At 56.1% G+C, this 26,681-nt stretch carries 29 protein-coding genes; 18 read left to right on the top strand and 11 right to left on the bottom strand.

All coding sequences use genetic code 11. The features are described 5' to 3' along the window. Position 1: 1 nt before the first annotated feature. Both L1F30_RS13590 and L1F30_RS13595 read left to right on the top strand, forming a co-directional pair. Entirely contained in the window at positions 2–427 is a 426-nt protein-coding gene (locus tag L1F30_RS13590) for a response regulator (protein WP_253356777.1), read from the top strand. A 2-nt stretch (positions 428–429) separates the two neighbouring features. Next, positions 430–2,130: a bifunctional diguanylate cyclase/phosphodiesterase gene (locus L1F30_RS13595; RefSeq protein WP_253356778.1), complete on the top strand. Its 1,701-nt coding sequence runs from the start codon at positions 430–432 to the stop codon at positions 2,128–2,130. Between the two features lie 4 nt (positions 2,131–2,134). Here the strand turns inward: L1F30_RS13595 and L1F30_RS13600 are convergent, their stop codons facing one another. Next, positions 2,135–2,599, bottom strand: a complete 465-nt coding sequence (locus L1F30_RS13600) for a GNAT family N-acetyltransferase (protein WP_253356779.1) — start codon at positions 2,597–2,599, stop codon at positions 2,135–2,137. Between the two features lie 288 nt (positions 2,600–2,887). On the opposite strand from L1F30_RS13600, the gene L1F30_RS13605 reads away from it, so the two are divergent. Next, positions 2,888–3,595: an ABC transporter substrate-binding protein gene (locus tag L1F30_RS13605; protein WP_253356780.1), complete on the top strand. Its 708-nt coding sequence runs from the start codon at positions 2,888–2,890 to the stop codon at positions 3,593–3,595. Between the two features lie 60 nt (positions 3,596–3,655). On the opposite strand, the gene L1F30_RS13610 is transcribed toward L1F30_RS13605, so the two are convergent. Genes L1F30_RS13610 through L1F30_RS13625 form a run of 4 tightly spaced genes read right to left on the bottom strand, consistent with a single transcriptional unit; the run spans position 3,656 to position 8,784 of the window. Next, positions 3,656–5,914 carry an ATP-dependent DNA helicase gene (locus L1F30_RS13610; protein WP_253356785.1) on the bottom strand — a complete coding sequence of 753 codons (2,259 nt, stop codon included), beginning with the start codon at positions 5,912–5,914 and terminating at the stop codon, positions 3,656–3,658. Continuing rightward, positions 5,907–7,544 carry a VRR-NUC domain-containing protein gene (locus L1F30_RS13615; protein WP_253356787.1) on the bottom strand — a complete coding sequence of 546 codons (1,638 nt, stop codon included), beginning with the start codon at positions 7,542–7,544 and terminating at the stop codon, positions 5,907–5,909. Before L1F30_RS13615 ends, L1F30_RS13610 begins: the two co-directional genes overlap by 8 nt. A 6-nt stretch (positions 7,545–7,550) precedes the next feature. Continuing rightward, entirely contained in the window at positions 7,551–8,171 is a 621-nt protein-coding gene (locus L1F30_RS13620; RefSeq protein WP_253356789.1) for a DUF2238 domain-containing protein, read from the bottom strand. Between the two features lie 34 nt (positions 8,172–8,205). Further along, a complete protein-coding gene (locus tag L1F30_RS13625) occupies positions 8,206–8,784 on the bottom strand; it encodes an FMN-binding negative transcriptional regulator (RefSeq protein ID WP_253356791.1) in 579 nt (192 codons plus the stop codon). Between the two features lie 136 nt (positions 8,785–8,920). On the opposite strand from L1F30_RS13625, the gene L1F30_RS13630 reads away from it, so the two are divergent. The 3 genes from L1F30_RS13630 to L1F30_RS13640 are packed head-to-tail and all read left to right on the top strand — an operon-like array spanning position 8,921 to position 10,790. Next, on the top strand, positions 8,921–9,619 hold the full coding sequence (locus L1F30_RS13630) for an aspartate/glutamate racemase family protein (RefSeq protein WP_253356793.1): 699 nt from the start codon (positions 8,921–8,923) through the stop codon (positions 9,617–9,619). A 48-nt stretch (positions 9,620–9,667) separates the two neighbouring features. Then, positions 9,668–10,156, top strand: coding sequence for a DUF1643 domain-containing protein (locus tag L1F30_RS13635; protein WP_253356795.1), 489 nt, complete (start codon positions 9,668–9,670; stop codon positions 10,154–10,156). Positions 10,157–10,211: 55 nt separating this feature from the next. Next, positions 10,212–10,790 (top strand): thymidine kinase, encoded by a 579-nt coding sequence (locus tag L1F30_RS13640; RefSeq protein ID WP_253356797.1) that lies wholly within the window; start codon positions 10,212–10,214, stop codon positions 10,788–10,790. Here the strand turns inward: L1F30_RS13640 and L1F30_RS13645 are convergent, their stop codons facing one another. Further along, complete coding sequence (locus L1F30_RS13645; protein WP_253356799.1) at positions 10,791–11,522, bottom strand: RNA methyltransferase; 732 nt, start codon at positions 11,520–11,522, stop codon at positions 10,791–10,793. Beyond that, a complete protein-coding gene (locus L1F30_RS13650) occupies positions 11,519–13,138 on the bottom strand; it encodes an NAD(P)/FAD-dependent oxidoreductase (RefSeq protein ID WP_253356801.1) in 1,620 nt (539 codons plus the stop codon). The genes L1F30_RS13645 and L1F30_RS13650 overlap by 4 nt, the downstream gene beginning before the upstream one ends. A 195-nt stretch (positions 13,139–13,333) precedes the next feature. Between L1F30_RS13650 and rlmE the strand changes: the two genes are divergently transcribed. The 3 genes from rlmE to L1F30_RS13660 all read left to right on the top strand — a co-directional run bounded on the left by rlmE (position 13,334) and on the right by L1F30_RS13660 (position 14,960). Next, positions 13,334–13,960, top strand: coding sequence for a 23S rRNA (uridine(2552)-2'-O)-methyltransferase RlmE (gene rlmE, locus L1F30_RS13655; protein ID WP_253356803.1), 627 nt, complete (start codon positions 13,334–13,336; stop codon positions 13,958–13,960). A 93-nt stretch (positions 13,961–14,053) separates the two neighbouring features. Then, the gene (locus L1F30_RS17615; protein ID WP_371922663.1) at positions 14,054–14,233 is read left to right on the top strand and encodes a cysteine-rich CWC family protein; all 180 of its coding nucleotides are present in this window, start codon (positions 14,054–14,056) and stop codon (positions 14,231–14,233) included. Positions 14,234–14,636: 403 nt separating this feature from the next. Further along, positions 14,637–14,960 carry a hypothetical protein gene (locus L1F30_RS13660; RefSeq protein WP_253356805.1) on the top strand — a complete coding sequence of 108 codons (324 nt, stop codon included), beginning with the start codon at positions 14,637–14,639 and terminating at the stop codon, positions 14,958–14,960. Positions 14,961–15,158: 198 nt separating this feature from the next. On the opposite strand, the gene L1F30_RS13665 is transcribed toward L1F30_RS13660, so the two are convergent. After that, the gene (locus L1F30_RS13665; RefSeq protein WP_253356807.1) at positions 15,159–15,584 is read right to left on the bottom strand and encodes a hypothetical protein; all 426 of its coding nucleotides are present in this window, start codon (positions 15,582–15,584) and stop codon (positions 15,159–15,161) included. Positions 15,585–15,752: 168 nt separating this feature from the next. On the opposite strand from L1F30_RS13665, the gene L1F30_RS13670 reads away from it, so the two are divergent. The 3 genes from L1F30_RS13670 (at position 15,753) to aguA (ending at position 18,200) form a co-directional block, all read left to right on the top strand. After that, complete coding sequence (locus L1F30_RS13670; RefSeq protein WP_253356809.1) at positions 15,753–15,998, top strand: hypothetical protein; 246 nt, start codon at positions 15,753–15,755, stop codon at positions 15,996–15,998. Positions 15,999–16,239: 241 nt separating this feature from the next. Then, positions 16,240–17,118: an N-carbamoylputrescine amidase gene (gene aguB, locus L1F30_RS13675; protein WP_253356811.1), complete on the top strand. Its 879-nt coding sequence runs from the start codon at positions 16,240–16,242 to the stop codon at positions 17,116–17,118. Then, positions 17,115–18,200 (top strand): agmatine deiminase, encoded by a 1,086-nt coding sequence (gene aguA, locus L1F30_RS13680; RefSeq protein WP_253356813.1) that lies wholly within the window; start codon positions 17,115–17,117, stop codon positions 18,198–18,200. The genes aguB and aguA overlap by 4 nt, the downstream gene beginning before the upstream one ends. 72 nt (positions 18,201–18,272) lie before the next feature. Here aguA and L1F30_RS13685 read toward each other — a convergent pair whose 3' ends face one another. The 3 genes from L1F30_RS13685 to L1F30_RS13695 form a co-directional block, all read right to left on the bottom strand. Beyond that, positions 18,273–18,884, bottom strand: a complete 612-nt coding sequence (locus tag L1F30_RS13685; protein ID WP_371922664.1) for a methyl-accepting chemotaxis protein — start codon at positions 18,882–18,884, stop codon at positions 18,273–18,275. A 51-nt stretch (positions 18,885–18,935) separates the two neighbouring features. Then, on the bottom strand, positions 18,936–19,436 hold the full coding sequence (locus tag L1F30_RS13690; protein WP_253356815.1) for a methyl-accepting chemotaxis protein: 501 nt from the start codon (positions 19,434–19,436) through the stop codon (positions 18,936–18,938). Between the two features lie 145 nt (positions 19,437–19,581). Next, the gene (locus L1F30_RS13695; protein WP_253356817.1) at positions 19,582–19,956 is read right to left on the bottom strand and encodes a DUF3718 domain-containing protein; all 375 of its coding nucleotides are present in this window, start codon (positions 19,954–19,956) and stop codon (positions 19,582–19,584) included. A gap of 621 nt (positions 19,957–20,577) precedes the next feature. Between L1F30_RS13695 and L1F30_RS13700 the strand changes: the two genes are divergently transcribed. From L1F30_RS13700 to L1F30_RS13725, 6 genes are all read left to right on the top strand, one after another. After that, positions 20,578–20,997 (top strand): SRPBCC family protein, encoded by a 420-nt coding sequence (locus L1F30_RS13700; protein WP_253356819.1) that lies wholly within the window; start codon positions 20,578–20,580, stop codon positions 20,995–20,997. 80 nt (positions 20,998–21,077) lie between these two features. Next, on the top strand, positions 21,078–23,132 hold the full coding sequence (locus L1F30_RS13705; protein WP_253356821.1) for a M13 family metallopeptidase: 2,055 nt from the start codon (positions 21,078–21,080) through the stop codon (positions 23,130–23,132). Between the two features lie 192 nt (positions 23,133–23,324). Further along, complete coding sequence (locus L1F30_RS13710; RefSeq protein ID WP_253356823.1) at positions 23,325–23,969, top strand: hemolysin III family protein; 645 nt, start codon at positions 23,325–23,327, stop codon at positions 23,967–23,969. Positions 23,970–23,983: 14 nt separating this feature from the next. After that, positions 23,984–25,366: a sensor histidine kinase KdpD gene (locus tag L1F30_RS13715; protein ID WP_253356825.1), complete on the top strand. Its 1,383-nt coding sequence runs from the start codon at positions 23,984–23,986 to the stop codon at positions 25,364–25,366. Between the two features lie 2 nt (positions 25,367–25,368). Next, positions 25,369–25,755: a response regulator gene (locus L1F30_RS13720; RefSeq protein WP_253356827.1), complete on the top strand. Its 387-nt coding sequence runs from the start codon at positions 25,369–25,371 to the stop codon at positions 25,753–25,755. A 195-nt stretch (positions 25,756–25,950) separates the two neighbouring features. Beyond that, positions 25,951–26,670 carry a hypothetical protein gene (locus L1F30_RS13725; RefSeq protein WP_253356829.1) on the top strand — a complete coding sequence of 240 codons (720 nt, stop codon included), beginning with the start codon at positions 25,951–25,953 and terminating at the stop codon, positions 26,668–26,670. Positions 26,671–26,681 lie beyond the last annotated feature (11 nt).

A 26,681-nucleotide genomic window follows, 5' to 3' on the forward strand; every position in this document is an offset into this window, starting at 1 on the left:
CATGACGCACAAAGACATTACGCTATTGCTTGTTGAAGATGACGACGTAGATGCCATGACCATTGAGCGCAGCTTTAAAAAGCAGCGCATCAGCAACCGCATTGTGCGCGCCGAAGACGGCGCTGCCGCACTTACGCTTATTCGCAGTAATAGTGTGCCAACACCCTTTGTTGTGCTGTTGGACCTCAACCTGCCAAGAGTGAGCGGCCACGAATTTCTGGATGCCCTCAGGCAAGATCCAACCCACAAAGACACCGTTGTGTTTGTGCTCACCACCTCATCCGACGATAAAGACATGGTAAAAGCCTACGAAAAATTCATTGCAGGCTATTTTTTGAAAGGCGAAAGCGGTGAACAATTTATGAAACTCATTGGCATGCTGGATGGCTTCTGGCGCATCGTACGCATGCCTGAAAAGGATGTGTAATTATGCGCGCCCTGATTATTGATGACGACGAACTAGACAGAATATCCATCACCCGTACACTGCGCAAAGCGCGTGAATCCTACTGCATAGATACCGCAGAGAGCGCAGAAACAGCCCGCCAGAAAATCTCTGGAAAAGCCTACGATGTGATATTGCTAGACTACCGCCTGCCCGATGTGGAAGGCCTTGAGTTCATCATGGAAATCAGAAAACGATTGCAAAGAAAGCAAACGGCAGTGGTGATGATTTCAAACATGGAAGATGAAGATCTCGCCATGCGCTGCCTTAAGGCGGGCGCGCAAGATTTTTTACTTAAAAGCTCTATCAACCCCATTATGCTTAAAATGGCTATTGCCAACTCCATTTTACGGCATGAACTGGAAACGGCGTTGAAATCCAGCTTTGAACAAGTGAAAGTGCTGGCCGAGCGCGACAGCCTCACCAAGCTTGCCAACCGGTTTTTATTTGAAGAGTCTGTATCGCTTGCGCTACAGCAGCGCCACCGCAAAAACCCCGTCACACTGTTTTTCTTTGATGTTGATAACTTTAAAAAAATCAACGACACCTGGGGCCACACCTACGGCGACCAACTGCTAAAACGCATCAGCAGCCGAATATCCAGCTGCCTGCGCGGCGGTGAACTACTGGCGCGCATTGGTGGTGATGAATTTGCCCTGTTTATGGACGATGCCCAATCCAGTATTGAAGCCAATCATGCCGCATTACGTATTATGCGCGTAATGCAAAGCCCATTTTCCTTCGATTCCTTTGATTTTTACGCCTCACTCAGTATTGGCATCACCGTTCAAGACCGGCGCCAGGCCACTGTAGACCAGCTACTTTCGCAAGCAGACATAGCCATGCACAAGGCCAAGGCGCTTGGCAAAGCGCAAATCTGCTACTTTGAAGACGCCATGCAAGAGGAGTTCGTTGAACGGGTACGTATAGAGACAGGGCTGCGACACGCCCTTGATAACAATGAATTTGTCATGTACTACCAGCCCATTATTGAGCCAAAAACCGGTAGTATTCTGGGTTATGAAGCGCTCATTCGCTGGCAACACCAAGGCCAACTGATATCGCCTGATGTGTTCATTCCCATTGCCCAGGAATCACACCTGATAATGGATATTGGCCGTTGGATTATTGAAGATGTATTTGCCAACCATCCACCGTTAAGCTCAGCAACCGGTTACCTTTCAATCAACCTTTCCCCTTTGCAGTTAATAGATACCCAGTTGCCAGCCTTCATTTTAGAGCAGGCGGCCAAGCACCAGGTAAAACCCGGCAATGTGGAGCTTGAAATAACCGAAACCGCCTTCATTGACGACTCGGATGACACACAAAGCCTGATTCGTGAACTGGTAAAGCACGGTTTCAACTTCGCTCTGGATGACTTCGGCACGGGCTACTCCTCACTTTCACACTTGCAAAGCCTGCCAATCAGCACCGTTAAAATTGATCGCTCGCTACTACTCACCGAGCCGGCTGAAAAGATGCATAAAATTTTGCAAGGGCTCACCGAGATAATTCTGGCGCTGGATTTTAACGTGGTACTTGAAGGGGTTGAAACAGAAGACCAGGCAAGGCTTGGCACGCGCCTTAATATCAACAGGGCACAGGGTTATTACTACAGTAAGCCGTTACCTGCACAAGCCTTTCTGCAAAGCCCCCAGTCGCAGATCACACCTGCCCCAGGGTGAACGCCTAGCGGACCAAGGGCAAGTTGAAATAATAATACTCGTGATCACGCTGCCAGCCCAATTGCCGGTATAAAGCCTGGGCGGCCTTATTGTTCACACCGGTTGCCAGTTCCAATCGATCGGCACCCTGGCCGCGGGCCCAGTGGGCGGCGGCAGTTAAAAGCTGTGCGCCCAAGCCCTTGCGCCGGTGGGCCTGATCTACATACAAATCGTAGAGTATGAAATAGCGCGCAAGGGCCAGGCTGCACCAACCGGGATACAGCTGGGTAAAGGCCACGGGTACCGATTTTTCCACTGCAAGCAAAATATGCGCATCACCTGCGTGCATGCGCGCATGTAGAAACTCTACCAGTTGCGCGTTATCAGAGGGCAACCCGTAAAACTGCCGGTAGGCTGCAAAAAGCATTGCAATGCCGGGCACATCCTCTGGCTGAGCAGATCTCACGCTGTAGGAATTTGATATAACCATTCAGTATTACCACCTCGCACAGGGCCCTGATGATTTACCTATACTGCACTTGCGGGCCCGTTTTCGCTAGGTTGTATTCACTAGGCGGTTTTTTAAAGCCTGCTTTCAGAAGGCTGAAGCAGTAAGAGGCCAACTATGCGCGCACTTTTCACTTTCCCGCTATCGCTTTGGTCACCTTTAAGCTTGTGCCCATTGAACGCGCCTCGATGGGTACTCATAGCACTTGCATGGCTGCTAGTTTTCTCGCTTGCGGCCCACGGCCAAAACCGGCAAGGGCAGGCCAGGTCTTTGAACGAGCTGGAGTACATCACCGAAAACTACCCACCGTTTAACTATGAAGAACAAGGCGTACTAAAAGGCGAGGCAGTAGAGCTGTTGATTGCCGCCACGGCGCTGGCCGGCAGCCCCATAACCGCGCGCGATATTTTAATGCAACCCTGGGCCCGGGCCTTTCACAACGTGCTGGAAGGGCCAAATCGCGTGCTGTTTTCCACCACCCGCACACCCGAGCGCGAAAACCTCTTTAAATGGGCAGGCCCCATAGGCAGCAATCACATAGTGCTGGTTGGAAAAAAATCCCGCAACATCACCCTTAACGATTTGGCAGACTTAAACAAATACCGCGTAGGCGCCGTGCGCGATGATGTGGGCGAGCTGTTTCTACGGGACTTACAGCTGGAAAAAACCATTATCACCTTAGGCGTACAGCCTGAAAGCATTGCCAAAATGCTGCAGAGCAACCGGGTAGACCTATGGATCTACGGCGAATCCAGTGCGTTTAACGTACTTAAACGCACGGGTGCAACACCGAGCGATTACACCGTGGTAAAAGTGCTGAAATCTCTAGAGCTTTATTACGCATTTAGCCGCGATGTAGACGACCGGCTGGTGCAAGAATTACAAGCGGCCATTGAAACAATTAAAGGGGCACAACAAACACCCACTCAGGCTAAATCTGTGCAAAGCCAGCTTTACCGCCAGCCCGAGCAACATTAGCCACAAGCCGAACCGGAACCTGTGTACTCGCACCTTTGGTGCCGCGATTCAAAAAACAAATTACACCTGCCACCAATCCGGCAATAGCGCCTGCACTTCGGGGCTGGCAAACCTGTCATCCAAAAGGTACAACACCCCCCTATCTTCAACCGTGCGAATAATACGGCCCGCCGCCTGCACCACTTTTTGCAGGCCCGGGTACACATAGGTGTATTGGTAACCCTGGCCCACAAGGCTATCTAACTGGGTGCGAATATCTTCGTTAACGGGGTTAAATTGGGGCATGCCCAAGGTGGCAATAAACGCACCTACCAATCGATCACCGGTGAGATCTATACCCTCACCAAAGGCGCCGCCCAACACGGCAAGGCCAATACCACAACCGCCGGGCACAAATTCGGCAACAAACGCCGCCCGCTCGGCTTCTGCCATGCCACGGGTTTGGGCCCACAATGGCACGCTGAGGCCCCGCGTGCGGGCAGCCTCTTCGAGTGCCGCTTGCGCCTGTTCCAAATAGGCAAAGCTTGAAAAAAACACCAGGTAGTTGCCTGGCTCGCGGGCGTATTGGTTGAGCACACAGGCCACAAGTTTCGGCAGTGATTGGCTGCGATCTTTAAAGCGCGTAGAGATAGATCGCTCAATCACCACGTTCAGTTGCTCACCACTAAAAGGCGAAGCCACCACCAAATCTACAGCCGACTCAGGCACCCCCAACAAAGTGCGCACAAACGATTGCGGGCGCAACGTGGCGGAAAATAACACGCAGGGTGCTTGCTCAAACCGCGGTTGCAGCCAAGGCGCAGGCACCACATTGCGCACATTCAGTGCCGCCTGCCCTCGGCCGGTTTTCTCAACATCAACTATGAAATTTTCATCGGCAATCTCCAGCGCTTTTACCATTTGCAGCGCTGCAAAATACAGGCTTTGCACGGCATCCGGCATCGGCCGCTTAAGCTCCAGTTGCAGCCGGTTACATTCGTACACCAGGTTATTGAGTGCCAGCACCCAGCGCGCAGGCACAATGTGCAGGCGCTTGCGCTCACCTATTGCCAAGGCCTTTGACAGGCTCGCCCACTGTTTATCGAACTTGGTAATGGCAGCATCAATAACCGCGCCACCCTGCTTGCGCGCAGCCTTTAGCTGGCGTCTGGTTATGCTGGCCGAATACATGGCCCGTGCGCGCTCTATGAGATTGTGCGCCTCATCCACCAGCACACAAAGGCGCCAATCGTTGAGGCTTGCCAGGCTATACAACAGGGCCCGCTGGTCAAAATAATAATTGTAATCGCCCACGATCACATCCACCCAGCGGCACAGCTCCTGGCTTAAGTAGTAAGGGCAAACTTGATGGGCCAAGGCCACCCGGCGCACCGTTTGGGCATCCAGCATGGGCTCGGCCAGGGCTGCTTCACGCGCAGGCGGGAGCTTGTCGTAAAAGCCCGCAGCCAGTGGGCAATCTTCACCGTGGCACGCTTTGGTGGGGTGCTCACAGGCCTTTTCTTTGGCGATGAGTTCAAGGCTGCGTAGATTTTCCGTTTTGAGTTGGGCAATGCCATCGAGCGCAAGCCGGCGGCCGGGGGTTTTGGCACACAGAAACAATAATTTGTCCCAATGGGGAGCCGCTTTGAGCGCCGGAAACAAGGTGCCCAGGGTTTTGCCAATGCCGGTGGGCGCCTCTGCCACCAAGCAACGCCGGCTCACCACCGCCTGGTACACATTTTCTGCCAACACCCGCTGGCCACCGTGAAAATCTTTGTAGGGAAATTGCAGCGCGGCGAGTGAAGTATTGCGAGCACTTAAGTGCGCCGCCTGCGCTTTAGCCCACTGGCCGAAAATTTCGCAGGCTTGGTGCCAGTAGGCTTTTAACGCCTGTGCAGGCCAGTGTTCAATGAACGGATGCTCGCTGCCGTCTGCGGCGTCAATGTAGGTGAGTGCCAGGGTAATTTCTTCAAGCGCCTCAGACTCACAGGCCAGATGGCCGTATATTTTCAGCTGCGCCCAGTGTAAGGCGCGCTGATTTTCCCGCATTTTCGACAGTGCACCACGAAAACTTTTTACCTCCTCAAGGCGCGCCTGCTCGGGCGCCCAACCATCGGCGCGCCCGCGCACCCGCAAACCCTGATATTCACCTGCCAGCGGCCACTCAACTACATAGGCTTCGCCATAGGTCTCCCGGCGTCTGGCCGCCACTTGCTGGTGTAGGGCTATGCCCTCTTGCGCGGTGGGCGACGGGGTAAAACGCAAATCCAAATCGCCGCATTTGGCCACAAATTCACACAGCTCGCGCACCGAGACGCAGTATTCATGCTGCTCACTCATTGCTCGCCCACTGCACTTGCACAACGCTTGCGTCCACTCCCAGCCCATTAAAAAAATGCAGCCAGCGCTTTTGATTTTCCTGCAGGCTATCACCCGGGCCCTTGACCTCCAGCAGCGAAAAGCCCGCATGCTGATAAACAATAAGATCGGGAAAACCCGCGCGGTTGGCGGGCAAATCAAACAGCATGCGCTCAAACACCTTGCGTAAAATGTGGGGGCCTATGGCCTTGAGCGCCTGCGCCAAACAGGCCTCATCAAAACGCGGCCAATGCACAAAGTGCGATGCAATGCCCTGCTTTTCCTGCAGGCGTCGGGTGAGCAAGGCGCAGATATCCGGGCGCGCCAGATCATCCAGGCAAGCATCAAAAAGCGCTTGCCTGCGCTCATAAAAACGCGGCAGGTTGATGTCTTTGGGGGCCGACTGAAACGGGTGGAAAAACGCACCGGGTACGGGCGCATAAAGCGCAGGCCACATCACCAAACCAAACAGGCTTGTCCATAGCCAATTTTCAGACCAAAGCGCCTGTTGATTGTTATTTGACATGGCCTCGGCCACCAACAGTTCAACACGCATTTCACGGGGCGGGAGTATCAAGGTTTGCGTGGGCCAATTGGGTTTAGCCTTGGCCATGGGCGCCTTGCCCAGTGCGCGCGCAAGCCTGGGTTGCATGCGCTGCAATTGCTGGCGCTCGGCTTCATCAAGGGGGGCGGCATGGGCCGATTGCCATAGCTCATAGGCCCGGGCTTGCTGGCCTTGTTTTTCAAGCACGCGAATAGTGCGCGTACGGGCCATGGGCAACTGCGTTAAACGGTAGCCCTCTAACGCCGCCTCCCACAGGCCTTGTTGCTCAAGTTTATAGGCGCACTTGTAGGCCAGGCGATCATAGCGGCGCGCAAGGTGCAAAGCCTTTGGCCGAACCAATTGCTTAAGGCCTGCAAGCAATTCACTGGCGCTCACCCCTTGTTCAAATCCTTCGGCCAATGCCGCCAGGGTTTGATAGCACTCAAGTGCCTCGCGCGAATCGAAGCTTCTGCAATTTTCGCTAAAGGCCACGGTTTCATAGCGCATGATACCCAAATCAGATAACACAAATTCCGCCAACGACTGATGTCGATTGCCGAAAAACAACCATTGGTAGGTATCGCTTATATCCATGATGGTAATGGCCAACAGCCTGTCTGAGATAGGTACTGCGCCAAATTCTTGTTGCCACTGGCTTAAGGGCAAGGCGCACGGATGTTGCGCTTGTAACTCGCACAACTTCTGGGCCTTGGTGCCCGTGAATGCACCAAGCCAGTTGGCCAGCTCGGCTTTGGTGAGCAATTTAAACAGTGCATCGAGCGAGAGTTGCGGGTCGTGCTCTACCCAGGCATCCGGCAGCTTTGCAAGTGCCTGCTCGGCATCGCCAATTTCAGCGTAGTGTAATTTGGCAGTGCGAAACACAGCGCCCTTGCGGGTAATCATACGCACCAGCAAGGCCTGCGCATTTTCAGGCAATTGCGAAAATGTGCAGGCGTAGGCCTTTTCGGCGGGCTTTAGCAAATCGCCGTAGCGCTCTGCCACCCAGCCGATCAGACGCTGATAATTTTCAAGGTAGTATCGCGGTGGGGGCGAATGCTCCGGGGCCATTGTGCACTAGCCGTTTGCCAATCTGCGCTTAAGGGCGGCCAGCTGACGGTCGTGTAGTCGCGCCAGTAGCACCAAGGCGCTGATGGCACCAATCAGTGCAAACATCATGTCTGACTGGGTATCCCAGGCGTAGCCTTGGGTGCCTAAAAAGGCCTCGGCGTTTTCACCGGTGGCCGCCGCAACCCACCACTCAATCAGCTCATAAAAAGCGCTAAAGGCCAAGCAGATACTTACCACAAACAGGTTGAGCCAGGCGCCGGTTTTCACCACCGCTTTACGCATTAGTATTTCACGGGCAAGTATGGCGGGAATAAACCCCTGAGCCAGGTGGCCCACCTTGTCGTAATTATTGCGCTCAAAACCAAACCAGCCTTTCATGCTGTCGAACAATGGCACTTCGGCATAGGTGTAATGGCCACCCACCATTAACACCACGCAATGCACCAATATCAAAATCGACAGCAGCGGCGTTAAGGGAAATTTCGCGCGCGTGCCAACCACCAACGCCAACCCGATAAGTGCCGGCAGCACCTCAAGAAACCAGGTAAATCTGTCTTTGGGCGCAATGGCAGACCAAATAAACACTGCAATAAAAATGGCAAGCCAGATAACATGTGTAACGCGCATGGTGTGACCTTTTATAAAGTTATTTGAACATAGATTATTTAGCCAGCAGTGCGGCCATGGCCTCAGCCAGCTCAATATCACCGCGGTTGCGGAGCGTTTCAATCACGCGCAGGCGATCATCAAGTGTGCGATTCTGACTCAGCTTCTGTTTGAACGCCACATCAACCACCTCTACATGAAAGGCACGAATGGCCTTAACCAGCCTTTCGTTAAACACAGGCTCCCAAGGGGTAGGCAGAGAGGCCTCATAGTGGCGGCTAAGTGCAACCAGTATTTCTGTGGCCTGGGCTTCGTCGTCCACCCACCGGAGCCTGCCTTGCAGGTGTACCGCCTCGTAATTCCAGGTGGGCACACCGGGCTCGGTATACCAGCTGGGGGAAATGTACCCGTGCGCGCCTGAAAACACGCAGGTGATTTGTGCGCCTTCGGGCAGTTGCGCCTGCGGATTGGCGCGCGCCAGGTGGCCGGTTAAAAGGCCGCCCTCAGCCGCCAAAAAAGGTAAATGGGTACAGGCAATCTTGCCGTCTATGGCGCTGATTAGCTGGCCGAAACTGTGGCGGCTGATGAACGCCATGGCATCGCCTGCGCCTTTGAAGTGAGACGGTATAAACACTGCGCCATGCCTTTTGTAATGGTTTGGGGCACTATATCAGCTTGGGATCTACGCGCGGGAAAATGCAGCGTCAATTTTTGGCCTATTGCCACCAACGTGTGAGTGCAAAAGTGCTTGAACAGCCAACAGGTGCAACATGAAAAAAATCGGATTGATCGGCGGCATGAGCTGGGAATCTACCGAGCGCTACTACCGTGCCATTAACGAAGACGTAAAAGCACGGCTTGGCGCGCACCACTCGGCGCGGCTGGTATTGGAAAGCGTGGATTTCCAGCGTATTAAAGACTGGCAGTTTGATGGCAACTGGGCGGCCTGTGGCACGCACCTTGCGCAATGCGCGCAAAATCTGGAGCGCGCAGGTGCAGACATGGTACTCATTTGTACCAACACCATGCACAAGGTGGCCGATGAGGTACAAGCGGCCATCGGCATCCCGCTGGTGCACTTGGCCGATGCCACGGCACGCGCCGTGCTGGCCGATGGCATTAGCCGCGTGGCATTTTTAGGCACCCGCTTTGCCATGGAGCAGCCCTTTTATATAGAGCGGCTTGCAAGCTACTACAAGCTGCAGGTGTGGGTGCCAGAATTGCCCGCACGCGAGCGCATTCATCAGGTGATTTACGATGAACTTTGCTTGGGCGTTATCAATGAACAGTCGCGCGAAGAATTTTTGAAGATTTTGGCACAAGCGTCACAGGCGGGTGCAGAGGCCGCCATTCTTGGCTGCACAGAAATAGCCATGCTGGTTGGCCCACAGCACACCCCAATGCGCCTGTACGACACCACTGCCATCCACGCCCGCGAAGCGGTGCGCCTGGCATTGGAAAGCGCGTAAAGCCAAGCGAAAACTGACCACCAACAAAACCGAACAGCCCCAGGTATTATGATCAAACCAAAAAACACCGCGCACCTTTCACCTTGCCGCCAATACCGCTACGCCCTCTGGCGCACCTGGGATACCCGCCTTGCCAGGGTGATGTTCATTGGCTTGAACCCCTCCACCGCCGATGAAACCCAAGACGACCCCACCCTGCGCCGGTGCATGAACTTTGCCCGCCAGTGGGGCTATGGCGGCCTGGTGATGGCCAACCTGTTTGCCTTTCGTGCCACCGCCCCCGACGCCATGAAGCAAGCCGCAGACCCTATCGGCCCGCAGAATAATCGCTGGCTGAAAAAGCTCGCCAATGAATCGGATTTGGTCATTGCCGCCTGGGGTAACCATGGCGATTTCATGGGCCGCGCCACGGCAGTTCGCAAGCGCTTTAGCGTGCTGCATTGCCTGAAGATCAATAGCACCGGCACCCCCGGCCACCCCTTGTACCAGCGCGCCGATTTAAGCCCTGTGCCCTATCCCTCCAACGCTGGCCGCTAATGCCGGTTGTGGTAAAGTAGCCGCCCTTACTTTGCAGCAAACATCGCACCTACTTATGGCCCAGCTCTATTTTTATTACTCCACCATGAATGCCGGCAAGTCTACCAACCTGCTGCAATCTGCCTACAACTACCGCGAGCGGGGCATGGAGGTGAGCCTGTACACTGCCGCCATCGACGACCGCTTTGGTGCGGGCAAAATCAGCTCGCGCATCGGGCTTGCCGCCGAGGCCAACCTGTTCGATGAAAACACGGATTTTTGGCTGGAGATCAACGAGCAACTGCGCAAGAAAACCATCGATTGTATTTTGATGGATGAAGTGCAGTTTCTTAACAAGGCACAAGTGCGCCAGCTGGCAAAAATTGCCGATGAATTAAATGTGCCGGTGCTCTGCTATGGCCTGCGCTCAGACTTTCTGGGCAATCCCTTCGAGGGCAGCATGTACCTGCTCACCTGGGCCGATAAGCTCTCTGAGATTAAAACCGTGTGCCACTGCGGGCGCAAAGCCACCATGGTGTTGCGGGTAGATCCAGACGGCCGGCCGGTAAAAGAGGGCGCGCAAATTGAAATTGGCGACAGCACCCGCTATGTCTCTGTGTGCCGCAAGCACTATTTCTCTGAAATTACCGAGTAGTTAACGGCACAACTCATACACGCTCATATTCACGGCACTCGCAAGGTTGAGCGATTCAATAGCGCCGCAACCTGCAATGCTGAAGGGGCGCGCCTGCATGGCCGCCAGCGCGTCGCGGGGCACGCCCTGGGCCTCGTTGCCAAACACATAACACTGCTGCGCGCCAAAGGCCTCACCGGTGAGCGGGGCGCCTTCGATATCCAGGCAGCCAATGGCGTCAAATTGCTGGGCCAATGCCGCAAGCGGCACCTCTTGGGTAATGGGCACGTGAAAAATCGCCCCCATGCTGGCACGCACCACCTTCGGGTTGTAGGGGTCTACGCTGCCGGGGCTTAGCAGGCAGCGAAAACCGCCAAACCAAGCCAGGGTGCGCAAAATGGTGCCCAGGTTGCCAGGGTCTTGCACCTGCCATAAATAAATGGCTTTGCTTTTGCCTGCCGCCTTTGGCGCCGCGGCAGGCAACGGCACCACTGCCACTATGCCCTGGGGCGATTTGGTGTCGGCAAGCTGGGCCATGTGCCGCTCGCTGATGACCGTGGTGGCAAAAGGCGTGGCAAAGTGCGCGTAGCGCTCGGTAACAAAAAGCTGCACTTGGGCGCCCGCCAACGTTTGGGCGCCTGCGTCCAACGCCCGCGCAAGCTCCAGCACCAAATGCTCACCCTCTACCAAATAGTGCTGAAACTGCTGCCGGTACTTTTTCTGGTGCAGCTTTTTGGCGTCCTCGAACTTCATTTGGCAGCCCCGGCCAGCATCGAAAGCGCTACCGCCTCGGCCACCTTAATGCCATCTACGCCCGCGCTTAAAATGCCACCGGCGTACCCGGCACCTTCACCTGCCGGGTACAGGCCCCGGGTGTTCAAGCTTTGCAATGTGTCGCGGTCGCGGGTAATGCGCACGGGTGAGGAGGTACGGGTTTCAACGCCGGTGAGCACCGCGTCGCTGCGATCAAAGCCGCGGATTTTTTTGCCAAATGCCGGCAGCGCTTCGCGAATAGCCTCAATGGCGTAAGGCGGCAAGCTGGGCGCCAAGTCACCCAGCTTCACACCGGGTTTATAGGAGGGCTCAACCTCGCCCCAGGCGGTTGAGGGCTGCCCCTTAATGAAGTCGCCCACCAGCTGCCCCGGTGCACAGTAATCGTGGCCACCCAATACATAGGCCTGCGATTCCAGCTGCTCCTGCAGCGCCAGGCCCGCCAGCGGCCCGCCGGGGAAATCTTCTTGCGGATTGATGCCCACCACAATGCCGGCATTGGCGTTGCGCTCGTTGCGCGAATACTGGCTCATGCCGTTGGTGACCACCCGCTCGGGCTCGGAGGTGGCCGCCACTACTGTGCCGCCGGGGCACATGCAAAAGCTGTACACTGCGCGGCCATTGGCGGCGTGGTACACAAGCTTGTAATCGGCCGCGCCCAGCGCCGGATGGCCGGCATATTTGCCAAGTCGCGCCTTATCTATCAGCGATTGCGGGTGCTCTATGCGAAACCCTATAGCAAAGGGCTTGGCTTCAATGTGCACACCACGGGCGTGCAACATGCGGAAGGTATCGCGCGAGCTGTGGCCGAGAGCCAGCACCACGTGGCGGCTTTCAATACTGCGCCCGTCGGCAAGCCCCACGCCGCACACCTGCCCGTCTTCTATTAGCAGGTCTGTCACTTTCGATTCAAACCGCACCTCACCGCCCAGCGCCTTGATTTCTTCGCGCATGGCCGCCACCACACCGGTTAACCGAAAGGTGCCGATGTGCGGCTTGCTGACGTACAAGATTTCCTCTGGCGCACCGGCGCGCACAAACTCCTGCATCACCTTGCGCCCGTAAAACTTCGGGTCTTTGATTTGGCTGTAGAGCTTGCCATCAGAAAACAGGCCCGCACCGCCCTCGCCGAACTGCACGTTGGATTCAGGCGTAAGGGTTTTCTTGCGCCACAGTGCCCAGGTATCTTTGGTGCGCGCGCGCACTTCCTTGCCGCGCTCAAGCACAATGGGCTTGAACCCCATTTGCGCAAGGGTGAGGGCGGCAAATAACCCGCAGGGGCCAAAGCCGATAATCACCGGCCGCTCGGCAAGATTTTGAGGGGCACTGGCAACGGGCTGGTAGCGTGTATCGGGCGCAAGGCCTATGTGTTGATCGCCACTGTGGCGGGCAAGCACGCGGGCTTCATCGCGCACAGCCACATCCACTATATAAACAAATTTGATTTCGGTATTTTTCTTACGGGCATCGTAGCTGCGCTTGAACACCTGGATTGTTTGCAGGTCTGCATCGGCAACGCCCAGGCGCGCCACAATGGCGGCGCGCAAGGCGGGCTCCGGGTGATCTAGGGGCAGTGCGAGTTCGGTAATACGGATCATGGGGCGTCCTGGCCGGTGGCTCCGGCAGAGGTGAAAGTGCTTAAGTGTAGTCGAGGCGCGAATTGTACCCACGCCCGGGCCAGTTGGCACCCTCGGCAGAGCACCGTATTTTGCAAGCCCTGCCACCGGCCTTTTGCGCAAGCCCCGAGGTGCGTACAATAATGCCCCCGCGTTCACCCACCGAGACACTCAACCATGGCCCGTTCCAAAAGCAGCAACCGCTGGCTCGAAGAGCACGTAAACGACCCCTATGTAAAACGGGCCCAGGTGGATGGCTACCGCTCACGCGCCAGTTATAAGCTGCTGGAAATCAACGATAAAGACAAACTCATCCGCCCCGGCATGCTGGTGCTCGACTTGGGCTCGGCGCCGGGCGGCTGGTCGCAGGTGGCAGGCCATTTAGTGGGCTTGAAAGGCCGTGTGATTGCCTCGGACATTCTGCCAATGGACGCCCTGGAACAAGTGGATTTCATTCAGGGTGATTTCACCGAGCAATCGGTGTTCGACGAAATTATGGCCGCCCTGGGCGGTGCCCAGGCCGATCTTGTGATTTCCGACATGGCGCCCAACATCAGTGGCGTGGCCGCTGCTGATCAGGCGGCCTCTATGTACCTGGTGGAGCTGGCGCTGGATATGGCCCAGCAAACCCTGAAACCCAAGGGCAACTTTTTAGCCAAGGTGTTTCACGGTGAGGGCTACGATGAATACATAAAAGCCGTGCGAGAGGTGTTCGACAAAGTGGTTATCCGCAAGCCCGATGCCTCGCGCCCCCGCTCGCGTGAAGTCTATGTGGTGGGCAAAGGCCTGAAAGCCAGGCGCTAAGATGGCCATTTCATGAGCGCGCCTGAAAGGCCATCGGTTGGCTACGTTAACCCGAAAGAAACCCCGTCGCCCGGCGACTCGCCTTCACCCGCAATGCCCAAAGCCCTGCTGTGCCCGCTTTGCCAGGCTGAAAATCACTGCGCCTATGCAGCAAATCCTGCCGCTCGCCACTGCTGGTGCCAAACACAGCACTTTCCCAAAGCGCTCATCGCCAGGGCCGGCCGCGGCCGATGCATTTGCGCCAAGTGCGCGCGGGCTTTCAGCGCCGGCTAAACCGGGCCACCTCCGAAACAAAAAGTGCTCAACCGAAATAGGGTTTACGTGATAGACAGGCAGCCTAGCCTCGCTGCAGGTCGCAGCAAAATTAAGTTAAATATTAACTTAAAATAAAACCCAAAGCCTTTTTGCGCCATTTCAGTGCGCCGCCAAAAAAAGCCTGATTTTGGTGCACCACTTTCTCACACCCGCTTATCGGCCTACCCGATGGTTCCGAACGCGCCTCTCTGCACACACACTTTTTTACCAAAAATGATCCATAAAAATAATTTTTATTGCGCAGAAAAATATTTTCACATTGATTTTTAAAGTTGGCACAAGGCCTGCAATACCTTTTGCGTAGTCAGGCAATACGCCGAATGCATCAGTTTATTTTGGGGACTTAACAGAGGTAATGGCCATGAGTTTTATGACACGCGTTTCATCAATCACTTCAATCACCTGTGTCACTTTGGCACTGGGTGTATTTAGCAGCGCAAGTTTCGCAAGCAACTGCGACAGCGTCACGCAACCTGCTGCGCCCAGCATTCCTGCCGCCACCGAGCGCAGCGCAGAAAGCATGCTGGCCACGCAAGAAAGCGTTAAAAGCTACGTGAGCGCCACGCGCGATTACCTGAAATGTGTTCGCTCTACGCGCACACACAATGCACTGGTAGATCAGGTGTACGCAATTGCCGACGAATACAACGCGGCACTGCAAGAATTTAAAGCGAGTACTCGCTAAGTTTTTTGCCGCAAGGCACTTGTTTCACATGCTCTAAACCGAGTTTCATTGCTCTCCTGCCGTCGATATTGACGGAACGGCGCATCAATAGCAGAGCGCTTACTGGGCTCTGCTATTGAACGCCGACTTTTCGTTTGCACCTGCCTTCTTAACACCACGCCCACTTTTAATTTGCAAACCTGCCGGTTATTTTTGGCCTCAATGAAGCCTGGAATGCTCATGCTCGTGGGTAGAATAGTCCTGCAACCAATGCAAATGCGCATCGAGTGCCGTCAAATTATTTTGGATGTCTTGCGCCAAGCCGCAGGTTGTTGGCTGCTTGAGCGCGCTCAGTAAAAAGCGCCGGCAAAACCAAAAGGCTGCTACCGCGGCCATCATTGGCTCTGCATTGTGCGCAATTTTTTTATGGCGCGGGCCAAGTGGAGACGCCACCAAATGCAGCCATTGCAAAACCACTGCAACTAACTGCGCGGGCCCAAAACCGCTTAACAACCCCTGTTCACTGTCTGCGAGCCTGAGCCTTGCAATATCAAACGCACAAGCATACGCAGCAGCCGCCCGCTCGTATTCCCCCTTAAGCCTTGATGCCTGCGCCAATTGCATAGCGCGCCGCCAATAGGCCATGGCCAACTCCGGTGAACGCGCAAGCATTGCCCGATGATGGCCACACAAGCCCCGTATATTCCAATGATTCATCATTTCCGCCGGTAAATTTTCAAGCCATACCTTAAGCGCAATTAATTATCATTTACATTTAACCGGAAGGCAAGCTTGCACATTCAGGAGGTAAAGATGCACAGGGCAAACATAGCTGCACCCGGCTGGGGCCAAGGCACCGCTGCAGAAACCCTGGTGGTGGAAATAGATGCCCGCGCGCTGCAGCAACTCATGGCCGAGGGGCGCCTGGGGGCCGCAGATTTTCGCTGCGCACACAGGGCAGATAAGGCCCGGGTAAAGCGCTGGTGCCTGGAGCACGCCCGCGCCCAACTGATGCCCCAGCCCTGCGCGCCTTGGCACAAGCCTCACGGGCCCATTTAAGCCCTTCGCGCCCAACACGCCCTGCGGCTAAAACAACGGCGCCAGCAGGCCGGGCGTGGGCTGTTGCCGCGCGCGGCAGGGGAATTTATCGGTTCTACCCTCAGCAGGCCATTTAACCCTTGGAATAAAGGGCGCTACACTGTGCCTTTCGCCACGTTTTACGTCTACTTCTGCAAAGGCAGGCCATCGGCCGCCAGAGGTAGTCCACGGGCCTAAGGCCCACCTTTATCAGGAGAGAATGATGTCCCGCAAGGTTACTGTAGCCGCCACTCAAATGGCCTGTTCTTGGGATCGCGATGCCAACATCGCCAACGGCGAGCGCCTGGTGCGCGACGCACACGCCAAAGGCGCGCAAATTATTTTATTGCAGGAATTATTTGAAACGCCCTACTTTTGCCAGAAGCCCAATGCCGACTACACCCAGTTGGCCACGCCGCTGTCTGAAAATCCCGCCATTGCGCACTTTCAAAAAATCGCCAAAGAGCTGGCCGTGGTATTGCCTATTAGCTACTTCGAGCGCGCCGGCCGCGCCCGCTACAACTCCATTGTGGTGATTGATGCCGACGGTGAAACTCTTGGTAACTACCGTAAAAGCCACATTCCCGATGGCCCGGGCTACCACGAAAAGTACTATTTCAACCCCGGCGATACTGGCTTTAAAGTGTGGGATACCCGCTATGCCCGCATTGGCATCGGCATTTGCTGGGATCAGTGGTTCCCCGAGTGCGCGCGCTCCATGGCATTGATGGGCGCCGAAGTGCTGTTTTACCCCACCGCCATCGGCAGTGAACCCCACGACCCGAACATCACCTCGCGCGATCACTGGCAGCGGGTACAGCAAGGCCATGCCGGTGCCAACCTGATGCCACTGGTTGCCTCAAACCGTATTGGCCGTGAAGACCAGGAGGATTACCACATCACCTTCTACGGCTCCTCGTTCATTGCCAACCAGTTTGGCGAAAAAGTCCAAGAGGCCGATGAAACCGGCGAAGCGGTTTTGGTGGCAAGCTTTGATCTGGATGAGCTGGAGAAAATCCGCACTGCCTGGGGCGTATTCCGCGATCGCCGCCCGAACCTCTACACCCCCATCGCCACCCTGGACGGTGAGCTGCCCTCATGAGTACACCTTCTGCAAGCGGGTTTTTCATGCCCGCCGAATGGGCGCCACAAAAGCAGGTGTGGATGATGTGGCCCGAGCGCACAGACAACTGGCGCCTGGGCGCCAAACCGGCCCAGGCCGCCTTTGCGCGCGTAATGCGCGCCATTGCGCGCTTTCAACCACTCACCGTGGGCGCCTCACAGGCCCAGTTTGAAAATGCCAGCGAGCAATTGGCCAACGAGCCCAACATTCGCGTGGTGGAGATTTCCAACGACGACGCCTGGGTGCGCGATACCGGCCCCACCTTTGTCATTAACGGCAAGGGCGATGTGCAGGGTATCGACTGGTGCTTTAACGCCTGGGGCGGGCTTGATGGCGGGCTCTATTTCCCCTGGCATAAAGACGACCAGGTGGCGCGCAAAATTTGCCAGCTGGAGCAAGTTGCGCGCTATCGCACGGAGAATTTTGTACTCGAAGGCGGCTCGATTCACGTAGACGGCGAAGGCACCCTGCTCACCACCGAGGAGTGCCTGCTGAACGCCAATCGCAACCCGCACCTTGCGCGCGAGCAAATAGAAGCCACCCTTGCCGATACCCTGGGCATCCGCAAGGTAATCTGGTTACCCGATGGGCTCTATAACGATGAAACCGACGGCCACGTAGACAACTTCTGCTGCTTCACCAAACCCGGTGAAGTGCTTTTGTGCTGGACAGACGACGAGTCAGACCCAAACTACGCCCGTGTGCGCAGAGCGCTTGCGGTACTCGAGGCCTCAACCGATGCCAAGGGCCGGCCGTTCAATATCATTAAAATGCCCATTCCCGGGCCGATCTTTGCCACCGAACAAGAGTGCCAGGGCATCGACAGCGTGGCCGGCACCCAGCCGCGCGACCCCTCCATTCGGCTGGCCGGATCTTACGTGAATTTTCTGATTATTAATGGCGCCATTATTGCCCCAAGCTTTGACGACCCGCACGATGCCACAGCCAAGGCCATTTTGGCCGAGGCTTTTCCGGGGCGCGAAGTGGTGATGGTACCGGGGCGTGAAATTTTGCTGGGCGGTGGCAACATTCACTGCATTACCCAGCAACAACCGGCCTAACGCAAAGCCCCCAAGGTGCGTGGCGCGCCTTGGGGGCTTTGTGCAATTTTCTATAAGCCTAATGCTCGCCTGCTAAGTGTGAAAGGCATCCACCTTGCCACGCAATTCCTGCACAGCGCCAGAGAGATTATTGGCAATATCTGCAAGCTCACCTATGTCGCGCTCAGACAGCGACGCCGCCGATGCCAACTGTTCCACCTCTTGCAGTACTTCATCCACCTTTACGCTTACCGAGTGAATATTTGAATGCCCCTGGGCACTGCGCTGGCCGGTAAGCTGCGCCACCTCTTGCATTACATCGCACGCACCCACTATCACATCGCTGGCCTCGCGCGAGGTAATGCTCAAAGCTTCAAGGGAGCTTTTTTGCTGATCCACTTTTTTACCGGCGTTATCAATGGCGCTGGTAATGGCGGAAATGATTTCATTAATTTCTGTCAGGCTGTTTTGGGTAGATTGGGAAAGCCCTCGCACCTCATCGGCCACCACAGAAAAGCCACGCCCGTGCTCACCCGCGCGCGCCGCCTCAATGGCGGCGTTTAAAGCCAGCAGGTTGGTTTGATCGGCAATGCCGTTAATCACAGCCAACACGTCTTTGATTTTTAATGCGTTAGCCGAGAGAGTGGCAAAGTTTTCAGTAATTTCGTTACTGGCTTTTACGTGTTCATCCACCATCTCGGCCATGGCAGCAATGTTCGAGCGCGAGGCCTGCAATTGCTCGTTGGCGCCAATCACCTAGGTGTTGGTTTGCTCTGCGCGCTGGCTGATACTTTGGGTGAGTTCGTGCATTTCGTGCATGTGGGCGCGCGCGCGCCCCACAATAGCCACCTCGTCGCGAATGCGCTGGCCCATGGTTTGGCCGGTGGCCGACAGGTGCTTGGCAGCCGCTTCATTGGCACCGGCCACGCGCTTGATGTCGCTCATGGCCAACTGTATTTGCTCGCGGAAGGTATCGATGGTTTGCACTATCTCGCCCATCTCGGCATTGAGCGAGGTGTTCACATCGCAGGTAACCGTGAGATCTTTTCTGGCGAAATGCTGAAAGTAATCCCCCACCTGCTGCAGGGCATCTACCCCCCAGCGCTTTTCATCCACATCGTGAATCACCAGCACCACCACCAACAGCCCTTGAATCACAAGGCTTGCGGTATTGTCGGTAAAAAACAGCGCATTCACAGATAACAACGCAATGCCCACCCAGTGCACCAGGCGCATGCGCAAAAATAATGACGTCATAGATTCCTCAGAATAAACACAGCGATGCTTTCAGGCTAGCACAGGCTTACAGGCCCACAAGGAAATACGCGTCAAGGCTGGATAGGTAAAAACCACACAAAAAAAGGGGATAAAGCGCGCCAACGGCGCGCTTGGAAAGGCGGGATTAGCGGCTGGCCACTTCTTCGGTGGTAATGCGCTGATTGCCGTAGAACTTGGGTGTGAGGTAACCCACCACCTTGGTGGCTTCTACTTCATGGGCGAAAGACAAGAGGTCTTTTTCATTGCACTGGTAAAAAGTATGTGCACGGGAGCGCTCGATGGGCGTCAAACCGTGATGCAGGGCGCGGCGCAACTGGCTGGGCTGATCGCGCACAATGGATTTACACACGCTGCTGGCTTCGTTGTCGGCAACAATGTACACCTTGCCGTCGCGTTCAATTTTGGTATCTGCGGTGGCGAACATGGCGCTGGCGCTTAAAGCCACACCGGCAATAAGGGCAACGCCGGTACTTACGCTAAGATGCTTGATTGTGTTCATGGTAAAGCTCCTGTGACTCTGTATTTTTTTGGGTATCTGTTTTCGCTTGCCGGTCACCAGTTGTGGCGACTTGGCAACCAGTATTGAAAAACTGATGGCAAAAAAACAGGGCGTTTCGGCAAACAGCAGCGTTTCACCGGCCAAAGCGAATCCGGCGATAAACCGATGCACAAAAGCGATTAACGGTGCGATGAATAGCGGGTTTTTACGTTAGAAAAATTGCAATTTCTAATTTGAGCCTGCGCGCTTTTTCTCAATAGGCGCGAAAATCAACCCATATATTACAAAGGTTGGTTGATAACTTTTTTAACCTCCGAAATGCACGCATATACCCGCTAAACTCACCTTGCACAGCAGCCATTCACACAGCAGCGCGTTTCAGGATTTGGGCACATTGCCCGCGGGTGATCGGCACTGAGCATTGGTTCACTGCAACAAGCCGCACGCACTTGCCATACTCCACCTCACAGGCGGCGCACAAGCTCAAGGTTCGTATAAGCTATTGGCCTATGGTCAATCAAAAGGGCACAGTTAATCACCTGCTTATTGCGCTATCTAACAAAATAACCCTCAATTTACGCCACTGCATAGGATGCCCTTATGGCCGCCCAGGAAATACAGATGCAATACCAGGTTGACTGCCCACCCGAGGCGCTGTTTGACCTGCTGACAGATCACGAGCGCTTTGGCCGCCTTATTGGCCAACGCATTGAACGAGTGGTTGAGGGGGCGCCGCACCGCAACGGGCTGGGCGCCGTGCGCAGGATATACCTGCTGCCGTTTTGGCACTTTGATGAAACCGTGACCGCCTATGAGCGCCCCACCCGCATGAGCTATCGCGTCAGCCGCGGCAGCCCTATCAAGAACCATGAAGGCCAACTGACTCTAAACGCCACAAGCACGGGTACAGCGCTTTGCTACCGCATCACCTTTGATGCACGCCTGCCCGGCACCGGCTGGCTGCTCGCGATGCTCATTAAGGCACCGCTGGCGCGGGCACTGGCAAGGCTGCAGCGCAAAGGGCTGCCCGACGCCCATTGAGCGATTAGCGGGCTTGCTCGTCTATAAAAGCATCGGCCCGCGCGGGCCAATAATAACAATGGCAACAACAAGGATTCCCCATGGCCGTATTCAACGTAAAACCCCTGCTGGCCCCGGCGCTGGCACTGGCGGCACTGGCCGCCTGCAGTGGCGACAAAGCCCCCGAACAGGCAACGGCAAGCGCCCCCGCCCCTCTTAGCGCGGGTATCGATCGCGCCAACGGCGACCCGTCCGTGCGCGCCCAAGACGATTTTTACCGCCACGTGAACGGCAACTGGCTGGCCACAACGGAAATTCCGGCAGATAAATCCAACTACGGCTCCTTCGGCATTCTCGCAGACGCCGCCGAAGCGCAATTGCGCACCATTATTGAAGACGCCGCAGCCGCCAAAGCAAAACCCGGCAGCGAAACCCAAAAGGTGGGCGACTTCTTCAAAAGCTACATGGATACAGCAACCCTTGAAGCCCGGGGCCTGACCCCTATTGAGCCCACGCTTGCAGAAATTGACGCGCTAGAGAGCAAAGACGCCCTCATGACCTGGTTCGGCCAGGCCAGCCGCGCCGGTATCAAGACCCCCATCGCGCCCTTTATTAACCAAGATAAGCGCGAGGCCACCCGCTACGCGGTGTACACCTATCAGTCTGGCCTGGGCCTGCCCGATCGCGACTACTACTTCAAAGACGATGAAAAGCACCAAAAAATTCGCGCAGCCTACCTGGCGCACATCAACAAGATGCTGGCATTGGCGGGTATTGAAGCCTCGGCTGAGGCCATCTACGCCATAGAAGCGGCACTCGCCGAAGGCCACTGGGCCCGTGTGGATAACCGCGACCCGGTGAAAACCTACAACAAAATGCCCCTGGGCGAGCTGAACACCTTGGCTTCAGCAGTGAACTGGGCCAACTGGACCAAAGCCCTGGGCATTGATGGCCAGGCCGACATCATTGTGTATCAGCCCTCCTACCTCACAACTTTCGGCGAAACCCTGGCCGCCAAACCGCTGGACGACTGGAAAGCCTACGCCAAGTGGCGCGTGCTCTCTGGTGCTGCGCCTTTATTGAGCAAAGCCTTTGACGATGCCAACTTCGCCTTTTACAGCAAAACCCTGCGCGGCGTTGAAGCCCAGCAAGAGCGCTGGAAGCGTGCCGTGCAGTTTACCGACGATGTAATCGGCGAGGCTGTGGGCAAAATCTACGTGGAAAAACACTTCCCCAAAGAAGCCAAAGCGCGCATGGAGCAGCTGGTGCAAAACCTGCTGGTTGCCTTCGGCCACGGCATCGACGGCCTGGAGTGGATGACGCCCGAAACCAAAGTGGCCGCGCACGAGAAGCTGTCTAAGTTCACCTACAAAATTGGCTACCCGGATAAGTGGCGCGACTACAGCGCACTGGAAATTCGCCCAGACGACCTCTTGGGCAACGCCAAGCGTGCAGCCCTTTACGAGTACGACCGCAACCTGGCCAAACTCGGCAGCCCCATCGATAAAACCGAATGGCACATGACACCGCAAACTGTGAACGCCTACTACAACCCCGTGGCCAACGAGATTGTATTCCCGGCCGCCATTTTGCAGCCGCCGTTTTTCAACATGGCCGCCGATGACGCAGTGAACTACGGCGGTATTGGCGCGGTGATCGGCCACGAGATCGGCCACGGCTTCGACGACTCCGGCTCCCAGTACGATGGCGACGGCAACCTGCGCAACTGGTGGACAGACACAGACCGCGCCGAGTTTGAAAAGCGCACCCATGCGCTGGTTGAACAATACAACGCCTTCGAGCCACTGCCCGGCCAGTTCATCAACGGCAAGTTCACCCTGGGTGAAAACATTGGCGACCTGGGCGGCATGACCATCGCCCACAAGGCCTACCAATTATCGCTTAAGGGCAAACCCGCCCCGGTAATAGACGGCCTGCACGGCGACCAGCGCTTTTTCATGGGCTGGGGCCAGGTGTGGGCGCGCAAGTACCGCGATGAGGAGCTTTCACAACGCCTGATCACCGACCCGCACGCGCCCAGCGAATTTCGCGTAAATGGCATTGTGCGCAACATGCCGGAGTTTTATCAGGCCTTTGATGTAAAGCCCGAAGACGGCCTGTACCTTGCGCCCGAGCAGCGTGTGAAAATCTGGTAATCACAACCATTGGGCGACTGCCGGGTCACCCGTGACCCGGCAGTGCTGCGATATTTCTTGCTGTTTTTTCAAAAAGGAAGCGCGCTTCCTTTTTTTTATGCACGCGATTTATGGTTATACTGGGTAGACGCGCAGGCGCACCCATTGCCGCCAAACCCATTTAAAAGTTATACAACATTTTTTGAGCTTCCCATGACACACAAAAAACACACCGCCTACTCGCTGGCAGAAGAGCTAGCCAACAGCATCAGCCACGGCGTGGGCGCGGCGCTCAGTGTTGTTGCCCTCACATTGATGGTGGTTGTTTCTGCCGCCTCCGGCGATGGCTGGAAGCTGGCCAGCGCCATTGTGTATGGCTCAACACTCATCTTGTTGTTTTTGGCCTCTACCCTCTACCACGCCATTGCCAATGCCCGGGCCAAACACGTGTTCAGGCTTTTGGATCACTGCGCCATTTATCTGTTGATTGCCGGCACCTATACGCCCTTTCTGCTGATTAACCTGCGCGGCGCCTGGGGCTGGACGCTGTTTGCCGTAATCTGGAGTTTGGCGCTGTTTGGCATCTTCTTTAAGGTGTATTTTCAGCACAAATACCCGAAGCTTTCGCTGTTTACCTACATCATGATGGGCTGGCTGATTATTGTGGCCATTTCTGAAATGCTCGCCAAAGTGCCCTCGGGCGCCATGTGGCTACTGCTGGCCGGCGGCCTGGTATACACCGTGGGCGCCGTGTTTTACAGTTGGGATCGCATACCCTATAACCACGCCATTTGGCATTTGTTTGTTTTAGGCGGTAGCACCTGTCACTTTCTGGCTGTGTATATCTATGTGATATAGCCCGCCGAGGTCCCATGGAACAACAACCCCCGCACACGGATGCCCACCGGCCACTGAGTGCACCCGAACAGCGCGAAATCTTGCACCTGCTCGCCCGGCAGAGCCTGCGCGTGCCCATCGCCAAAATACCCTCGGTGCTACTGATTCTGGCCATGGCCTGGAGCTACACCTCCCACAGCCTGCTTATTGGCTGGGCGCTGGTGATGATGCTCATCATGGCCGTGCGCGGTTGGCAGTTGCACACCATAGATACCCGCTTTGATGCCCACCCCCACAAGGGCATTCAACTGGGTATTTGGCTCAGCCTGGTTAACGGTGTGGGCATGGGTGTCTCTGTGCTCATATTCCCGGAGCTGCCCGAAGTCGAGCGCGCCATGCACACCCTGATTATGTTGGGGCTCACCACTGGCGCCATTGCCACCACCGCGGGCCATTTGGGGCTCTTTTTGGCCTATGCCCTGCCGGTAATGGTGCCCTTGATTGTGATGTGGAGCGTGGCCGGCGGCACCCAGGCCAGCCCCTGGATCGGCCCCACCCTGGGCGTGCTGATCGGTTTCTTCCTGCTGATGATGATTTCGCTGGCGCGCGATACCGCAAGGCTCTACCGCGAATCCTTCCGCATTCGCTCAGAGCAGGCCGATACCAACGAGCAATTGCAACAGGCGTTATCCCAGGCGGAGGCCGCAAGCCACGCCAAAACCCGTTTTCTGGCCAGTGCCAGCCACGACTTGCGCCAACCCATACACACCTTAAGCCTGTTCTCTGCGGCGCTATCGCGCCGTGAGCTGGATGCCAAAAGCCAGCAGATTGCCCACCACATGGAGGGCGCCATTGAAGCGCTGGCCGCCCAGCTGGATGCCCTGCTTGATATCTCCAAGCTCGATGCAGGCATAGTGGCCATGAAACCCAAGCCCACCCAGCTAGACACCCTGCTGGCGCGCCTGTACGAAGAACACTTGCATAACGCCCGGCAGAAAAACCTGCATCTGGGCATTTCGGCACTGCAAAAGGTCACCCTCAACCTAGACCCGGTGCTGCTCGACCGCATAATGCGCAACCTCATTGGCAACGCCATCAAATACACAGACCAAGGCGGCGTAGACATTGAGATGCGCACCACCAGCGATCAGGTAGTACTGAGCGTCACAGACAGCGGCCGCGGCATTCCTGCGGGCGAGCAAAGGCGCATTTTTGAAGAGTTCTACCAGCTCGATAACCCGGAGCGCGACCGCACCAAGGGCTTGGGCCTGGGGCTTGCCATTGTGAGCAGGCTTGCAAAACTCATGCAGATCGAGATCAGCATGCAGTCTGCGCCCGGCCAGGGCACCCGCTTCAGCCTCACCCTGCAGCGCGATGCCCAACCACAACAAAGCCCGAAGCCCACCCGCAAGCCGTAGACGTGCCCTGGCAGTCGCTCACGGTGCTGGTAGTAGACGACGACCCTTCAGTGCGGCTGGCCATGGGCGCACTGCTGCAGGAGCTGGGCTGTACTGTATTAAGTGCAGACAGCACCGACCGCGCCCTGCAAGTGACCCAAAATCAAAACCCGGATTTGCTGCTTTCCGATGTGCGCCTGCGCGGCACCGACAACGGCATAGATGTAGTAGCCGCCCTGCGCCAGCGCTTCCCAGGCCTGCCGGCGTTGCTGGTGAGCGGCGAAACAGCGCCTGAAGTGCTCTCCAAACTGGAGCGAACGTACCTGAACCTGATTCACAAACCCGTGAGCCTAAACAGCCTTAAAAACGCCATTGGCGAACTTATAACAAAAGAAAAAACAACGGCTTAGCGAATTTTTTAAGCGCCAAAGGGCACGGGTGGGCAGCGGCTGTGGCCCGCGCCTATTGTGCCCTTAGGCGCCAGATTCGTTGTGAACAGGCTGCAGCCACCTGCGCCAGACTCTGGCCTCGCTCCCAGCACCCCACTAGAATCAGTATTGGCTGCGCCCTAGAACGCGCTCGCATTACCTGAAGGATTACGCATTATGTTGAAGCACCTTTACCTTGCCCTGTTGGTGGTTGCCAGCCCCCAGCTAATGGCCAACCCGGTAGCCGAGCTGGGCGCGCGCTACGCCCCTAGCACCCTGCAGGCCAACACCAATCACCAGGCTCTGCCCAGCGGGCACTTCTTTTTGCAGGGCGAATTTGGCGCCACAACGGCAACACCCGCGGCCATTGCCGGTGCGGGCCTCGCGCGCAATGAACACCTGGCTGCAGCCCGGCAGTTTTTTAGCGAAAACCCAGAGTTCTTTGCCGCCGATGCCGAGGCAATGCAACTGCACAAGCAGCGCGAAGATCGCTTTGGCAACCACCACCTGCGGTTTCACCGGGTGATAGCAGGCATTCCCGTGGCCGACATGGAAGTGATTGTGCACTTTAATGCCAAGGGTGTGATAACCGGCGTGAACGGCCACATAGTGCGGCCCTCAGCCGCGCTGCTAGGCCATATGAGCGAGCCACCCAAAACCCTAAGTAAGCTGCAAGCCCTGCAGCAAGTGGCGACCTTGCACGGTGTGGCGCTAAGTGAACTCAGGTTGCTCAACGCAGAGCAATGGCTCGCCAATGAAGCGCCCCACCAGCGCTGGCATCTGGATCTCAACACCAGCGGCGGCATCGGCCGCTTCAGCTATTGGCTGGATGCCGAAACCGGCGCCCTGATTGAAGTGCAAAACACCTTGCGCCACCCCATTCCCATGCAGCCGTAGTTGGAGCCGCC

The sequence above is a fragment of the Simiduia sp. 21SJ11W-1 genome (assembly GCF_024138675.1).
Classification (GTDB): domain Bacteria; phylum Pseudomonadota; class Gammaproteobacteria; order Pseudomonadales; family Cellvibrionaceae; genus Simiduia.

Excerpts from the sequence above, each read along its gene's own strand:
- rlmE (WP_253356803.1), top strand. The coding sequence starts at position 13,334 with ATGGCCCGTTCCAAAAGCAGCAACCGCTGGCTCGAAGAGCACGTAAAC.
- L1F30_RS13610 (WP_253356785.1), bottom strand. The coding sequence starts at position 5,914 with ATGAGTGAGCAGCATGAATACTGCGTCTCGGTGCGCGAGCTGTGTGAA.
- L1F30_RS13670 (WP_253356809.1), top strand. The coding sequence starts at position 15,753 with ATGCACAGGGCAAACATAGCTGCACCCGGCTGGGGCCAAGGCACCGCT.
- L1F30_RS13690 (WP_253356815.1), bottom strand. The coding sequence starts at position 19,436 with ATGACGTCATTATTTTTGCGCATGCGCCTGGTGCACTGGGTGGGCATT.
- L1F30_RS13660 (WP_253356805.1), top strand. The coding sequence starts at position 14,637 with ATGAGTTTTATGACACGCGTTTCATCAATCACTTCAATCACCTGTGTC.
- L1F30_RS13615 (WP_253356787.1), bottom strand. The coding sequence starts at position 7,544 with ATGGCCCCGGAGCATTCGCCCCCACCGCGATACTACCTTGAAAATTAT.
- L1F30_RS13590 (WP_253356777.1), top strand. The coding sequence starts at position 2 with ATGACGCACAAAGACATTACGCTATTGCTTGTTGAAGATGACGACGTA.
- aguA (WP_253356813.1), top strand. The coding sequence starts at position 17,115 with ATGAGTACACCTTCTGCAAGCGGGTTTTTCATGCCCGCCGAATGGGCG.
- L1F30_RS13700 (WP_253356819.1), top strand. The coding sequence starts at position 20,578 with ATGCAATACCAGGTTGACTGCCCACCCGAGGCGCTGTTTGACCTGCTG.
- L1F30_RS13595 (WP_253356778.1), top strand. The coding sequence starts at position 430 with ATGCGCGCCCTGATTATTGATGACGACGAACTAGACAGAATATCCATC.
- L1F30_RS13665 (WP_253356807.1), bottom strand. The coding sequence starts at position 15,584 with ATGGCCTATTGGCGGCGCGCTATGCAATTGGCGCAGGCATCAAGGCTT.
- L1F30_RS13715 (WP_253356825.1), top strand. The coding sequence starts at position 23,984 with ATGGAACAACAACCCCCGCACACGGATGCCCACCGGCCACTGAGTGCA.
- L1F30_RS13600 (WP_253356779.1), bottom strand. The coding sequence starts at position 2,599 with ATGGTTATATCAAATTCCTACAGCGTGAGATCTGCTCAGCCAGAGGAT.
- L1F30_RS13620 (WP_253356789.1), bottom strand. The coding sequence starts at position 8,171 with ATGCGCGTTACACATGTTATCTGGCTTGCCATTTTTATTGCAGTGTTT.
- L1F30_RS13725 (WP_253356829.1), top strand. The coding sequence starts at position 25,951 with ATGTTGAAGCACCTTTACCTTGCCCTGTTGGTGGTTGCCAGCCCCCAG.
- L1F30_RS17615 (WP_371922663.1), top strand. The coding sequence starts at position 14,054 with ATGCCCAAAGCCCTGCTGTGCCCGCTTTGCCAGGCTGAAAATCACTGC.
- L1F30_RS13645 (WP_253356799.1), bottom strand. The coding sequence starts at position 11,522 with ATGAAGTTCGAGGACGCCAAAAAGCTGCACCAGAAAAAGTACCGGCAG.
- L1F30_RS13685 (WP_371922664.1), bottom strand. The coding sequence starts at position 18,884 with ATGGCCGAGATGGTGGATGAACACGTAAAAGCCAGTAACGAAATTACT.
- L1F30_RS13635 (WP_253356795.1), top strand. The coding sequence starts at position 9,668 with ATGATCAAACCAAAAAACACCGCGCACCTTTCACCTTGCCGCCAATAC.
- aguB (WP_253356811.1), top strand. The coding sequence starts at position 16,240 with ATGTCCCGCAAGGTTACTGTAGCCGCCACTCAAATGGCCTGTTCTTGG.
- L1F30_RS13705 (WP_253356821.1), top strand. The coding sequence starts at position 21,078 with ATGGCCGTATTCAACGTAAAACCCCTGCTGGCCCCGGCGCTGGCACTG.
- L1F30_RS13630 (WP_253356793.1), top strand. The coding sequence starts at position 8,921 with ATGAAAAAAATCGGATTGATCGGCGGCATGAGCTGGGAATCTACCGAG.
- L1F30_RS13695 (WP_253356817.1), bottom strand. The coding sequence starts at position 19,956 with ATGAACACAATCAAGCATCTTAGCGTAAGTACCGGCGTTGCCCTTATT.
- L1F30_RS13650 (WP_253356801.1), bottom strand. The coding sequence starts at position 13,138 with ATGATCCGTATTACCGAACTCGCACTGCCCCTAGATCACCCGGAGCCC.
- L1F30_RS13640 (WP_253356797.1), top strand. The coding sequence starts at position 10,212 with ATGGCCCAGCTCTATTTTTATTACTCCACCATGAATGCCGGCAAGTCT.
- L1F30_RS13710 (WP_253356823.1), top strand. The coding sequence starts at position 23,325 with ATGACACACAAAAAACACACCGCCTACTCGCTGGCAGAAGAGCTAGCC.